The organism is Agarivorans sp., from assembly GCF_050295395.1.
Lineage (GTDB): Bacteria > Pseudomonadota > Gammaproteobacteria > Enterobacterales > Celerinatantimonadaceae > Agarivorans.
Window position 1 is genome coordinate 1 of the sequence record NZ_JBNKPP010000122.1, and the last position, 14,448, is coordinate 14,448.

A 14,448-nucleotide genomic window follows, 5' to 3' on the forward strand; every position below is an offset into this window, starting at 1 on the left:
CTTGTTGGCCGATTACCCGCAAGCCACCCAAGGCCTAGAAAGCTTTCAACAACGCTTCCAATCATGGAAACAACAAAGTTCAGAAGTCTTTGCCTTAAAACAAAGTCACCCCGCCAAAGCCTTAGAACTCAGTACCGGAGCCAGCCTTACCAGCTTTAATCAGCTACGCGATTTATATAATACCGCTACCGAATCTGCCGAAGCCTTAGCCAAAGAAATTAAACAGCGCTCAGAATCTGAAGTCACCACCCAATTAACCATCTTGGCCATCATAGCCATTGTATCTGTGGGCCTGTCGGTGACCATCGCCTATTTTGGGCCAAAAATTTTAGTCACCTCTATCAATCAAATTACTCAAAGAATTACTGAAATAACCCAAGGTGATGGGGATTTAACACAGCGTTTAGAAGTGAAAAGTCAAAATGAAATGGGCGAACTAGCTAATAGCTTCAACCAGTTTGTTGATCTTTTAGAAGGGCTGATTAGCCGAGTTAATGGCTTCTCCAAAGAGCTTAGCCACTCAATCGCAGGCATAAGCCAAAAATCAGAACAAACCACAGAAGTCAGTCAGGAGCAAAACCAGTCGGTAGAAATGATTGCCACCGCAGTCACCGAAATGGCGGCAGCAATCCGCGAAGTGGCCAATAACGCCAATCATACTGCCGAAGAAATCAACACCGTAAACAGCCAAACCGAGCAAGGGCAAAACATTACCAAACAATCGGTAGAGCAGATCACCTTGCTGTCGAATACCGTACAAGAGGCCTCTCAGGTTGTGGAAAATCTCTCTCAAGAGTCAGATCGTATTGCTTCAGTATTAGACGTAATTAGAGGCATAGCCGAACAAACCAACCTATTGGCGCTGAATGCCGCTATTGAAGCAGCGCGTGCCGGAGAACAAGGACGCGGTTTTGCCGTGGTAGCAGACGAAGTCCGCAGCCTCGCCAGTAAAACTCAACAATCTACCGAAGATATTCAAAAAATGATTGAAGCGCTACAAACCGGGGTAACTCGTGCTGTAGATGCCATTGCCAAAGGTAGCAGCGTTGCCGAAGGCACCGTGCAACTGGCCGAACAAACCCTAGAAGCGTTAAACCAGATATTAGACTCCACATCTCGGGTAAGTGAAGTGTCTACCGCTACGGCTACTTCAACCGAAGAGCAAAGCCACGTGACCGAAGACATTAACCGTAACCTTACTGAGCTTACCGACAAAACTCGAATCAACTTGGAAAATGCCACCGAGTCTTTAGCCGACGCTAAACTGGCCCTAGGCCAAGCCGATTCGCTCAATCAACAATTACAACGTTTTAAAGTGTCGGCTTAAACTTATTGATTTAAACCGAACCACAAAGCCACTGCCCACTAGCAGTGGCTTTTCATTTTATTGAGTAAGCAAAGCTACACAACAACAAAGATAAGCGTTTCATTTTTAGAATTAGAGAAATAACAACTCATGCTGAACAGTAAAATATTGACTAGCCGTGCTAGTTTAGCCCCGATATGCAACGGTTCTTCAGATTTGCCCTGGGGTAATATGCGCGATAGTACGGAACTCCCTTGTCATATGGGCTTGGTCACTAAATCCGAATTGTTGGGCAGCATCCACCAAGTTTACGCCTTTGTATAATTGTAGAAAACAGATCGCTTTTTTTACCCTTAAAATGCGCTGATAATATTTCGGAGGCATTCCTAGCCAAAGTTTAAAAATACGTTCGATTTGTCGCTGGCTCAATGCAATACGGTCGCTTAACTGCCCCAGAGCTTGGTCTTGGTCGATACATTCCAAGGCTTTTTCTAGAGAGTCTGGTATTACCTTGGTCAAATTAAGATTTTTATTTGCCCACCTCCCCAAAGCTTCAACCTTGCTGTTATTATCTTTTAGCATTCTGAGTTTATGGTAGAGGTGGTAGAGCTTATAGGGCTGATCTTCTTCAACAAGTAACAAGCTTGGCTTAGCGTAATGTTGCCCTAAAACAGCATACCCCACCGCTGGATGAAAACGTATGCCCGCTAGCTGCGCGCCGGGTGACAGAACAATGTTCTCGGCTTGCTTCTTTACCGGCAGCATGATCACACCTTCCGGTAGAGTCTCATTGCCAATGATAACGTCACCAGAAAAATTAAAAATAATGCCACTACCGGCATCGGAATACAGCGGTTTCACTATCGAGTTCGAGTCAGATACCGAAGCTGACCATATTCCCTGAATGAGCGTAGACAGCTGCCCCGTTGGTCGAGACAGCCGAAAGTTTAACGCCGTTTTCATCGATTTATTGCGGTTTATGACTTCCTACCTCTGGCTTAAATGTTTTAGCAACTCGGTTCCAACTATTAATGGCATTAATCGCTATCGTCAAGTCGACAACGGCTTGTTCACCTAATGCGTCTACCACTCTGTGATAGCTTTTATCATCCACTGCTTCACCAGAGCTTAATAATTCAGCCCAATCCAACGCTACCAGCTCAAGCTGTGAGTAAAGATGCATACCCCGCCACGCACTTAAACCAATAATACGTTCTTGGCTTTCCCCCTGCCTCAGGGCGTCTTTACTATGCATATCAATACAGAAGGCGCACTGATTGAGCTGCGAAACCCTAAGTTTAACCAATTCCCAAGTTGCAAGCGTCACGGTATCTGAAGCACTAAATTGCTCGCGCAGGTAACTTTCCTGATTCATCAGGATCTGCATTGCCTTGGCTGCGAGGTCGTAGTAGTTTGCGCGTAAAGTCATATTTCATCTCCTTCTTATTTGAGGAAACTAAGATAGCTGACGTCACAAAACAGGTATTGAATATTTTCGACATGCGTCCCGATAAGAACCCAAATCATTAGGCTTTTTACAAGCCAATTTTAGCAGCTTGTTATGTGAATGGTTTACGCGCCCAAAAGAGGTAAGTGCTTACGCTGCTGATAAGTTAAAGCTAACTCTAGGCAGTGCTTAATAACAGCTTCTGGTAAAGGTTGCGATAAGGACAAGATTATTGCTCGATTTCCCTGAAATTCGAGTTCTTCAGCATACAGTTCTCGGAATGTATCAACCAACCTAGTTTGGCAATGAAAAAACAAATAATAATAATCTGGAGACTGCTGTTTCCAGTCCAACCTTACCGGACTGCCGGTTTTAACCCTGTAGCTTGGCTCTCCCCATTTTAGCGATTCTTCCACTTCACCAAGCCCCAACTCAGAGGCGATTTGCATCACTAAACTACGCAGTTGCTCTAAGCGAATACACGCATTTTCTGGGTAAACCTTAAAGCGCTGGTTGACTGCCTTGTCCATGGGATCCTCCTATTTGCATGAAATCCATTACAGCGAGCCATTAATGCACTTGTGTTCAAGACTATTTTTTCAAATGTGCACGCAGTATTTATAGCTCATGCGTAGTGGCTGAGCTGACACCAAAAACAGGCTTACGGCCAGCTCAGCTCTCTGTTAGCACAAATTAATCATCATTTATGCTCTCTTGGTGGGGATTAAAATGCAGCCCTACTTTAGCTAGGGCTGCATTTAGTCTTACTGATTTAATTGCTCAATCAGCGCCAGTACATCTTTTTCTGAATACCTATCTCTGGCAAATACAGCCAAATTACGTAGCGGCATATCAGCCACCATAGCTTCAGCCATAAGGCGATCGGCTTCAGCAGCAGAGGCGTTTTCATCTCCGCCCAACATAATACCGAATGCCTCCAATAAACCTTGGTAAACTTTGCTACCCACTTCGGAATCTTTGATATCACCGACCCTTGAGTTCATACCATAAGGTACAACGGGATCTTCTGCGGGGATCTCATAACCTAGTAAGGCAGCGAAAGCTGGTTCGGAGAAGTTACGCTTGGCAGGGGTAAAGTAATTCGCCAATGAGGCCTGTGGCTCGCTCTTTGCTGTATCGGTATTAAGGGTGAAGCTTTGCTCTGAACGAACATCAGCAATGGATGCTGCTGCAAAAATGGTGTAGCTGTCAGTCTCCGCTATCCAGCGCTGTTTAACGACATCCCAGAATGCAAAGGTACGATAATCTAATTCAAATATAAGCGTTTTGGTTTCGCCCGCTTTAAGAAACACTTTTTGGTAAGCGGCAAGCTCTTTTAGCGGTCTTGGCACACTGGGATTAGCTTGTCCCACATACAGTTGCACAATCTCCGCACCGTCACGCTCACTGGTATTGGTGACATCTAAGCTCACCGTTACCACGCTATTAGCATCGGCAGCCAGCGCTTGCGGCGCCTCCACTGTGAGATTGCTATAATCATAACTTGAATAAGAGAGTCCATGCCCGAAGGGGAAAAGCACCGCTTGATTTGCCGTATCAAAGTAGCGGTAGCCAACCCAAATACCTTCACGGTATTGAACCTGACGGCCATTACCCGGGAAATAAGGGGTACTAGCTACATCGTCCAAGTGCAGAGGAAAGGTCTCAGCCAGTTTGCCGCTTGGATTTACCTTGCCGGTAATAATATCGGCTACCGCTGAAGCCCCAGCTTGACCACCAAGATAGGCCTCAATCACTCCAGACACATCGTCAATAAACGGCATCGTCACTGGGGCACCGTTTTGTAAAATCACCACCACTTTAGACTTGTAAGCAGCTAATGCAGCGATCAGCTCCAATTGATTTTGTGGTAAATCTAAATGACTACGGTCAAAACACTCAGACTCGTATTTAGGGGTTAAACCAGCAAAAACAAATACCACGTCGGACTCTTTGGCTAACAGCTGCGCTTCACTGATAGCCTCTAGATCGGAGCTATTATCCAGATGATAGCCTTGGGCAAAACTGACATTCTCAGCCCCGTAGGCGTTTTTGAGTTCGTCTAATGGCTGTTCCAACTTGAATGGATTGATCTTTGAAGACCCCGAACCTTGATAACGAGCATGCGCGGCTAGTGCACCAATCACCGCCACTTTTTGCTGTTTCGCCTCTACTGGCAATATGCCATTGTCATTTTTAAGCAGAACAACAGACTCATGCGCCACCTCTCGCGCTAGGTCGTGGTGAGCATGTAAGTCAGCCTTAACACGTGGTAAAGACAGGGTCTCTTTAGCTTTCACAATCAGCTCGAGTAAGCGGGTAACGGCGTAATCTAACTCTGACTCGGTTAAACAACCGTCCTCTAATGCCGCAATAATTTTCTTGGTATTCATATCACCAGAACTTGGCATTTCTAGGGTTTGACCCGCTTTAAGACCGGCTACCCGGTTATTATTTGCCCCCCAATCGGTAACAACAATACCTTCAAATCCCCATTCTTCAACCAAGATATCGTTAAGCAGCTGCTTGTGCTCGGCCGCATAAACGCCGTTGATTTTGTTGTAAGAACACATCACTGTCCAAGGCTGGCTGTCTTTAACCGCTTTCTCAAAGGCGCTCAGATACAATTCTCTAAGCGTGCGCTGGTCAATAATGGCGTCCACCGTCATGCGGCCAAATTCATGATTGTTAACCGCATAATGTTTTAAACTGGTGCCAACACCTTGTTGCTGAACCCCTTTAATCCAAGCTGTGGCAAGGTCTCCGGCTAATCGAGGATCTTCAGAAAAGTATTCAAAGTTACGCCCACCTAAGGGATGCCGTTTTAAGTTGATACCCGGCCCCAACAATACCGACACATCCTCGGCACGGCATTCAGCCCCTAAGGCCTTGCCCATTTTTTCCAGCAAAGTCGGATTCCAAGTCGCTGCGGTAGCCGATGCCGTAGGAAAACAAGTAGCGGGTACGGCTGCATTTAGCCCAACATGATCACCATCTTCAGATTGTTTGCGTAAACCATGTGGCCCATCTGTGACCATAATTGAGGGTAAACCAAGACGTTCTACAGCGTGTAAAGACCAGAAATCTTTACCACCGCAAAGCTGGGCTTTTTCTTCAATAGTTAAGGACTTAACTAGCGATTCGATACTAGGTGTACACATTATTACGCTTCCTTATTTACGTTTAAAACTGGACGCAAGCCGTCAATGAGCACTTGTACTAAAGCCGGCGTCAACGAGGGAATTTCTTCAGGGTCAATCCCAATCAACGCGTTCTGGCGTAAAATCATACGTCGATGAAACACCGGAATAGCATTAATTAAGATGGCGGAAATCTGTCGAGGTAACAGGTCTGTGCGGATTTCCCCGCGGGCTTGACCTTGCGCGATCACATCATCAAACAGTGCTCCGGGAAGCGCTTTTGGAATGGCTTTTGTTAAGGCCTCACGAAAGTCATCTGGCAATCGCTCACCAGAATAGTAGGCATCGAACTCCGCCATAAACCGAGCGCCTTGCTTTGACTCTTCATCACACATCATCAAAAAAACGGCTTTTAATGTATCCAGCGCCTTAGAGTCTGGCTGTTTGTGTAAGTCCGATAAGTAGCCAAAGGAACGCTCAACTTGACGTTTAATCACATTGACTAATATGACGAACCCCAGATCAAGCTTATCCTGATAATAACGATAAAGCGTATTACGACTCATATTAATGGTCGCCGCTATATCCTTCATCTGGGTGTCTGCAAAACCTTTTTCGATAAACATTAACTCAGCTGCGTCTAGAATTTTCTGACGAGTAGCTTCTGTTTGGTAGACCATTCGTGATTGAGACATAACAATGTTACACGTGTTATATTTTTACCCAACGCTAATCCCCTGAGTAAAAACAGTCAACTCTTTGAGTAAAGTAAACCGTAAAAATGCTAAGCACTTCGCGAAACACCTTGATAGCAACAAAGCAAGATGCGCTGTAAAAATGAGCTCGCTACGCCTGTTTGCAAACAGGTGATTAGAAATAGAGCTCCCAAAACAAACAAGCACCATGAATTTCCGCCATTTGCTTAACAAGCACAAGCTCGCTCGTAAGCGCGATAAAGCGGTCAACAAGTAACAATGATTAAGGAACCTATTTATTCGAGGAAAGAGTCATGGTTTACGCAAAACAAGGCTTGATACATAGCTTTACAAGCACACCAGCCAAGCTTAATCAGCTGGCAGGCTGAGACATGGAAATACGTCGTTTGTTATATGAGTATCTTCAACGCGCTCAATACACACAGCCATTAAATTCAATGAGTTGGTCACTAAGAGGTTTTCCCCCTTTGAAACATTTAACCATGCCTCCACGATAAACAAACTGCTGCCACTTATTTTGCGTTAGATCGAAGTAATGAATAGCAGCCGTTAATTCTGTATAGCCTGAACTTCGATAAACATCAGGCTGATAAGCGAAGAGAAAAGAATGAGTTACCCCAACAGAGACTAAGCATTGCTCAAGTTCTTTAATGATAACTTTCGCTAAGCCCAAACCTCGTTTATCTGCCCTTACACTCACTCCACCAATGATGCCCGCTTTGAAATTTGTAGCGTTCTGCTTCATTGTTCGACTATAAGCAAGGCCAGTAGCAACAAGTTGGTTTTCATCTTCAATTAAAACGGCGCAAACAAATTCGCGGTTTAGAACGACCCTTGAATCTTGACCAAAAACAGACATTAAATGTTCATTAAGCGTGTTTTGGTAAACCTCAATGTCGTTACTGTTGACCACTGATATCTTCAAGATTAACTCCGTTTACATCACGGTGAATTAAAATAGCCCCCATTATAAAAACAAAACCAACAATAGCACCTAATTAGCGCTCTACAAACGACGAGGCTTGAGCATTTTTATTAACAGTGTTTTTCAGCACTATCGCTCTGTTGGATTTTCAATGGAGCTTCTTGGCATTTTCTTATCGGTTTTTCGTGCTCATAACATCGCTCGCCCGTTTCGGCTTATTAATCACTTACCGATAAATTGTTGAGCGACATAGGGCAGAACGCCTCCTGCAAAAAAGTAGTCAAGCTCTCGATAATTATCGATTCTTAGCTTCACGGAGATAGCCTGATTTGCAGCCACGCTGTTCTGGCTAGATGATGAAGGAACACTTGAGATGACCAATGACAAGTTTTGATTCGGTTCCAATTTTGTTCCATCTAAATCATCCGGCCATTGAATTGTAATGCTCTCGTCACCCATCAACTTCAGATCATTGAGCGTTACGTCGGCTGGGAGTTGCAATGGCATGATCCCCATCCCCACCAAATTGCTGCGATGAATACGTTCAAAGCTTTCTGCGATAACGGCTTTTACGTTCAATAGTAAGCATCCTTTCGCGGCCCAGTCCCGGCTGGACCCCGTGCCATATTCTCTACCGGCAAAAATAACCAAAGGAATATTATTGTCTGTGTAATACTGACTAGCCGAAAAAATAGAAACAGGCTCCGCCGCTTCAATATCATTAAACAGGCGTGTAAACCCGCCTTCTATGGGTGTGACCAAGTTATTTTTGAGACGCTTATTCGCAAAGGTGCCTCGCACCATCACCTCATGATTACCACGACGTGAGCCATAACTATTAAATTGCTCTGGCATAATGTTTTGTTGAGATAAATATTCACCAGCGGCACTATCAACACTAATTTGACCGGCTGGGGAAATATGATCGGTGGTAATGGAGTCACCCAGTATCGCCAATATTTTTGCCCCAACAACCGCGACAGGTTTATCCTTCCTATCTAAAAAAGGCGGTTTTCGAATATAAGTCGATGTCGAGCTCCATGGGAAGCAGGCTGTTTTTGCTACCGGTAAGTCATTCCAATGCTGATCACCTTGCAATATATCGGTGTAAGACTGGGCATAAAGTGTTTGATTGACCGCTAACATCGCCTGCTCAAGTTGGGCATTTTGCGGCCATATATCACCTAAAAAAACTGGCCTGTTTTCCTTATCTACACCTAAAGGTTCGATGTCAAAATTGATGCGAGTATGCCCAACCAATGCAAAGGCAATGACTAAGGGTGGCGACGCTAGCCAGTTGAGTCGAACCGCAGGATGAACTCTTCCTTCAAAATTCCGGTTCCCAGACAACACGGCACTGACTTGCAAATTACCCTGCTTAATGACTGCTTCAAGATCGTTATTTAAAGGGCCTGAATTGCCAATGCAGGTGGTGCAGCCAAAACCAACCCGTTGAAACCCCAGCTGATCAAGATAGGTTTGTAAGCCCAACGAATCAAGGTATCGAGCAACCACCTGAGACCCAGGCGCAAGTGATGTTTTAACATGGGGTTTAACGGTAAGGCCTTTCTCCACCGCTGCCTTGGCCAGCAAACCGGCAAGCAACATAACACTAGGGTTAGATGTATTGGTGCACGAGGTAATGGCGGCAATTACAATATCACCATCCATTAACGGTGACGGGCTTTGTTTAACTTCACCAGGTAAAGCATGCCCAGACAGCTCAATTTCTTCCAGTGTTTTTCGTTTGATGGCCGCAAGAGGTAGGCGATCTTGTGGGCGTTTGGGGCCAGCAACACTGGGAACAATGTCATTTAAATTAATCGCTAAGCGTTCACTATAAATGGGCGATTTTGTTTCATGCTCAGTGTCGTAAAACAATCCCTGTGCAACAGCGTAGTCATAAACTTGTTTAACTAACAGTGCCGGACGATTCGTTAAAGTTAAATACTCGATCACTTTTGCATCAATGGGAAACAGCGCACAAGTCGCGCCATATTCTGGCGCCATATTGGCGATGGTAGCGCGATCAGCAACACTAAGCGCGCTAACACCAGCGCCATAAAACTCGACAAACTTACCAACCACACCGTAGTTTCTTAAAACTTCAGTAATACTGAGTACTAAGTCAGTCGCTGTCACGCCAGCAGCTAATTCACCCTCTAACTGAACTCCAACAACAATGGGGGCGTTTAAACCGAGTGGTTGCCCCAACATAACCGCTTCAGCCTCAATGCCACCCACTCCCCAACCCAGCACACCAAGCCCGTTGATCATTGTTGTATGACTGTCGGTGCCCACTAAAGTATCAGGAAAAAGTACGCCGTCTTTTTCACTTACCACCTGAGCAAAATATTCGAGGTTAACTTGATGGCAAATACCATTGCCCGGAGGAACAACAGTAAGATTATCGAAAGAATCTTGAGCCCATTTTAGAAATTGATAGCGTTCTTGATTACGCTCCATTTCACGTTGCCGGTTGTGCTCTAGCGCACCGGCATGCCCTGCTTCATCAACGATAACGGAATGGTCGACCACTAGCGCCACTGGGCACATAGGGTTGATTTTTCCTGCATCGCAGCCTTCAGCAAACAAAGCATCACGCATTGCTGCTAAATCGGCAATGGCCGGTACTCCCGTGTAGTCCTGCATCAGCACTCGACCAGGGTAGAATTGAAATTCAAAATCCCTTGAGCGGTCACCAGAACTCACCACCTTAATCAAACTCTGTAAGGATGCTAAGCTCTCATTGTCGGCATTACCTTCAACGTTCCGCATGACATTTTCTAAAAAGAGTCTAGTAATAAAAGGCTGTTCACCCAGTACAAAGTCAAAATCCTGAGCCAATTTTTTTAAAGACCAAAACCTCTTTTCACCAGCACTTTCGCCCAACTTAGTTAAGTAGCGTTCCCGCCATTGTTGTTTCGTTGTCGACATCATTTCAGCGCTCCTACATTTTGGGCAGCTGCTCCTGCGTATGTCAGGAAGAGTGCTCCCCATGTGCATTGTTAGTTGATACGGAAAAATACCGTATCATCAGGTAACCCAATAAAGCGGAGAAAACAGACGCCGAGAGGATCCCTAGTTTCACTTCATTTATTTGTGCTGGAGAATAAGCCAGGTTGGTAATAAACAGTGCCATAGTGAAGCCAATACCCGCCAACATGCCGCCACCAAGGATCATTCGCCAACTTAAGTTGGGTGGTAACATAGCGATTCGCAATTGAACCGCAACCCAACTGAACAAGAAGACCCCCACCGGTTTGCCTATCACAAAACCAAGAAATACCGCCATGGTGATTGGAGAACTGATGTTTATTCCGGTGAATGATATGCCCGCGTTAGCAAAGGCAAACAAGGGCATCACAACAAACCCCACCCAAGGATGAAGTATCACCTCTAACCGCTCTACCGGTGACAGTGCTTCACGTGCAGCCGCTTCAGCCGTTTTCAATGCTTTACGATCAAACGTATCTCCACTCCAATGATCACCCGGCGGATAAGCCACGACGCAATCCATAATGGTGTGGAGGCGGTCATCCGTTATCCATTTTGTTGTTGGGGTCATTAGCCCCAGAATGACCCCAGTAACAGTTGGGTGGATACCTGATGCATCAACCGCCAACCAGATCAACATTCCCACTATAAAGAATAAGGCCATATTGCGAATGCCGATAAATGCCATCAGTCTAACAACGCTGAATCCGAGTAACGCGAATCCAATGCTTAGCCAATTAATTTCACCACCATAACCCACGGCGACGACGATAATGGCACCGATGTCATCCACTACGGCTAGTGATAACATGAATACTCTCAAGCTCTTAGGAATTCGCGAGCCCAACAGTGCTAAGCAACCAATCACAAACGCCGTGTCCGTCGCCATAACGGTTCCCCAACCATGTTGGCCAGGCTCACCATACTGAAAAAACAGATAAACCAGTGCCGGCGCTAGCATTCCGCCAACGGCGGCGGAAATCGACAACATAGCAAGCCGAGGATTGCGTAATTCGCCTAGCACCAGCTCCCGCTTGAGTTCTAGTGCAATTAAAAAGAAAAACAGCGTCATGACTGCATCATTGATCCACTCATGCAATGAGCGCTCAAACGCAATAGTGCCGATGTTTATTCCAAGCGATACATGCCATAAATTATTGAAGGATTCTCGCAGCGGTGAGTTGGCTAGCAACAATGCCAATAGAGTGGATAGCAGCAATACTACTCCTGCAGCCGCTTCAACTTTAACAAAACGAGTGAGGGGTTGAACAACCCAATCAATATGCTCTTTTGGCAATTGCGTTGGATGGCCCCGCTTATCATTCATTAATTCACGATTCATCTTTCCCACTTCGTGATAATGGTGTTGTGTCCTGGCCAATCAATGCAAAATTGACCTCAGGATTAGCATGTTCAAGCCTGACATAATTGCTCGCGTCGTCCGGCTTCCCATATTGAGACTGTTTATAGTGGTCAATGCTTACCTGCTCAGCAGTAATGTCATATTTTTTCATCTTATCTCTGAATCCCTTGGTTTAAAGAACAGCGCAGCGTTACTGCTTAGGCTTAGCTTCATTCTGACTTTGAATAGCGCTTTGGGGTTTAAGATGCTCGGATTGGATCCCATTTAGAAATTTAAATAAATCACTATTCGTCGATAAAACCAAAGTGGTGTTTTCAGAGATGACCGTAGAATAAGATTGCATGGTTCTAGTGAACTCATAGAGACTCGCGGCCTCAGGGCTTCGATTGTAAGCGAGCGCATAAATCTCTGTTGCCTTTGCATCTGCCAAGCCGCGAATTTCTTCTACCTGCTGATAAGCTTCCGATTGGATTTTGTCGAGTTCTCTAACTCGGTCACCTCTAATCCTCGCCGCTTCGCCATTGCCTTCTGATAAGAAACGTTCCGCAATCTGCCGACGCTCGCTAATCATACGTTCGTAAATTTTAGGTCTGACACTTGCGTTGTAATTAATTCGTTTAAAACGGATATCCAGCAGTTCTATGCCAAAAACGACGACCTTTTCTGATGCCGCTAAAAATATTTCTTGTTCTACCAGTTTTCGCCCTTTATGAATTGGCAACAGCTGCCCTACATCGGAGTCAGAATCGGCACCGTCCAAAACCCCAGCCAGCAATGGTTCTCTACCTTTGGTTGTGCGAATAATTTCTATCAGCTCATGTTTGGCTACTGCATTGCGCGTTTCACTGCCTAGAATATCATCGAGCCTAGACTGCGCACTTCGCTCATCTCTTAACCTGAGAAAGTACTGCAAAGGGTCAACAATTCGCCAGCGAGCAAACAAATCAACGGAAATATAGAGCTTATCTTTGGTTGGCATGTCAGACGGTTCGCCATCCCATTCCAACACCCGTTTATCGATCGCATTAACCGCTTGTATGAAAGGCATTTTTATATTGAGACCGGCATCAACAACGGGAGCCCCCACAGGTTTACCAAACTGAGTAATAATAACTTGTTCAACTTCACCCACAGTATAAAGAGCACTATTTAGGCTAATGCCAACCAGCGCAGTTAGTCCGATCAATAACGATACATTTAGCGTTCTCATTGTTTTCCTCCAGTCTTGCCATCCAGATTAAGCAGAGGTAAAACATTGCTGGTTTGCTCATCAATAATAATTTTGGAGCGAACCTTCGGTAACACTTGCTGCATGGTTTCGATGTAAATACGACGCTTGGTTACTTCAGGAGCCTTTATATATTCCGCATAAAGGGCATTGAATCTAGCCGCATCGCCTTCGGCTTCGTTTACCCGCTTTAATCGATAACCATCTGCTTCGCGGATCCGTTGGTCTTTTTCACCCAGTGCCAGTGGGATAACCTTGTTGTAATCTCGACGAGCCTCATTAATCAGTTTTTCTTTTTCCTGTTGCGCCTGATTAACTTCGTTAAACGACTCTTGAACCGGCTTTGGTGGATTGATATTTTTCAACTGAACCTGATCAATACTGATCCCCATCGCATACTTAGTCGACAGCTCCTGCATCTTGGTTAGCGCTTCAGATTCGATGTCTTGACGCCCAACGGTGATTACCTCATCAACAGTACGGTCACCCACGACTTCGCGCATAACCGACTCTGAAACATAGCGAAGTGTTTCACTGGGTTCTCTCACCTCGAACAAAAACTTTACTGGATTCGATATTCGGTATTGCACCACCCACTCAACCAGCGCTGCATTTAAATCTCCAGTCACCATTTGTGTTTCACGGTTATGAGCATACTTACGGGAACTTTGGTATGGATCAGTAGCTCCGGGCGTAGAAAATCCAAACTCTTGTTTGAGCTGTCGTTTAACTGGAACAATGGTTGCTAAATCAATACCCAAGGGAAATTTAAGATGCAGACCTGGCGGCACTTCGTGTACATACTTACCAAAACGTTGTACGACTGCGACGGAATCACTTGGGACGGTATAGAGTGCGGTCCAGACTGAAAAGCCTGACAAAATTAGCACAAAAATAATGAAGAAACTGGTGGAGTTTCCACCGGGAAGACGTTTTTTAAAACTATCGAAATATTGTGTGAGGAGCCGATCAATATCAGGAGGTGATTTATTATTGCCCCCCCAAGAGCCTCCTGGCGGGCCATTATTTTGGGACATGGTATATACCTCCCTAAATTAGATGAAAAAATTTCCATCCAATCCTTTTAATATTGGGGTATAAGTCATATTTACAAGGGGGTAGTCAGTTATTTCAAATAACTATTTTTATTCAGCTAAATAGCAATGGCTGCCACAGGCTCTACTCTACTAAATAGAGAAATGCTAAACATACTTTTAATCTATTAAAGGACCAATCCAGCATTCCACTGCGCCACCGATTATATAAGCCCTAATGAATCTTCACTGGCCATTAGGGCTATTACCCGCAACGTTGCTATCAAAATAA

The 14,448-nt window shown here is 45.1% G+C and carries 11 protein-coding genes; 1 reads left to right on the top strand and 10 read right to left on the bottom strand.

All coding sequences use genetic code 11. From position 1 onward, the window contains the following. The coding region (locus ACQY6Q_RS07135) for a methyl-accepting chemotaxis protein (protein WP_427979581.1) at nucleotides 1–1,327 on the top strand (1,327 nt) is incomplete at its 5' end. Between the two features lie 189 nt (nucleotides 1,328–1,516). On the opposite strand, the gene ACQY6Q_RS07140 is transcribed toward ACQY6Q_RS07135, so the two are convergent. From ACQY6Q_RS07140 to hflK, 10 genes are all read right to left on the bottom strand, one after another. Further along, the gene (locus tag ACQY6Q_RS07140; RefSeq protein ID WP_427979583.1) at nucleotides 1,517–2,269 is read right to left on the bottom strand and encodes a helix-turn-helix domain-containing protein; all 753 of its coding nucleotides are present in this window, start codon (nucleotides 2,267–2,269) and stop codon (nucleotides 1,517–1,519) included. 4 nt (nucleotides 2,270–2,273) lie between these two features. After that, nucleotides 2,274–2,735: a carboxymuconolactone decarboxylase family protein gene (locus ACQY6Q_RS07145; protein WP_427979586.1), complete on the bottom strand. Its 462-nt coding sequence runs from the start codon at nucleotides 2,733–2,735 to the stop codon at nucleotides 2,274–2,276. 143 nt (nucleotides 2,736–2,878) lie between these two features. Next, on the bottom strand, nucleotides 2,879–3,283 hold the full coding sequence (locus ACQY6Q_RS07150) for a DUF1801 domain-containing protein (protein WP_427979588.1): 405 nt from the start codon (nucleotides 3,281–3,283) through the stop codon (nucleotides 2,879–2,881). 234 nt (nucleotides 3,284–3,517) lie between these two features. Then, entirely contained in the window at nucleotides 3,518–5,914 is a 2,397-nt protein-coding gene (locus ACQY6Q_RS07155; RefSeq protein WP_427979590.1) for a glycoside hydrolase family 3 C-terminal domain-containing protein, read from the bottom strand. 2 nt (nucleotides 5,915–5,916) lie between these two features. Next, nucleotides 5,917–6,588 carry a TetR/AcrR family transcriptional regulator gene (locus ACQY6Q_RS07160; protein ID WP_427979592.1) on the bottom strand — a complete coding sequence of 224 codons (672 nt, stop codon included), beginning with the start codon at nucleotides 6,586–6,588 and terminating at the stop codon, nucleotides 5,917–5,919. Between the two features lie 433 nt (nucleotides 6,589–7,021). Further along, complete coding sequence (locus ACQY6Q_RS07165; protein WP_427979594.1) at nucleotides 7,022–7,534, bottom strand: GNAT family N-acetyltransferase; 513 nt, start codon at nucleotides 7,532–7,534, stop codon at nucleotides 7,022–7,024. Nucleotides 7,535–7,756: 222 nt separating this feature from the next. Beyond that, the gene (gene acnA / locus ACQY6Q_RS07170; RefSeq protein WP_427979626.1) at nucleotides 7,757–10,474 is read right to left on the bottom strand and encodes an aconitate hydratase AcnA; all 2,718 of its coding nucleotides are present in this window, start codon (nucleotides 10,472–10,474) and stop codon (nucleotides 7,757–7,759) included. A 40-nt stretch (nucleotides 10,475–10,514) separates the two neighbouring features. Then, nucleotides 10,515–11,873 carry a Na+/H+ antiporter NhaA gene (nhaA, locus tag ACQY6Q_RS07175; protein ID WP_427979596.1) on the bottom strand — a complete coding sequence of 453 codons (1,359 nt, stop codon included), beginning with the start codon at nucleotides 11,871–11,873 and terminating at the stop codon, nucleotides 10,515–10,517. A 211-nt stretch (nucleotides 11,874–12,084) separates the two neighbouring features. Next, a complete protein-coding gene (gene hflC, locus ACQY6Q_RS07180; RefSeq protein ID WP_427979598.1) occupies nucleotides 12,085–13,104 on the bottom strand; it encodes a protease modulator HflC in 1,020 nt (339 codons plus the stop codon). Next, complete coding sequence (hflK, locus tag ACQY6Q_RS07185) at nucleotides 13,101–14,159, bottom strand: FtsH protease activity modulator HflK (RefSeq protein WP_427979600.1); 1,059 nt, start codon at nucleotides 14,157–14,159, stop codon at nucleotides 13,101–13,103. Before hflK ends, hflC begins: the two co-directional genes overlap by 4 nt. Between the last annotated feature and the right edge of the window lie 289 nt (nucleotides 14,160–14,448).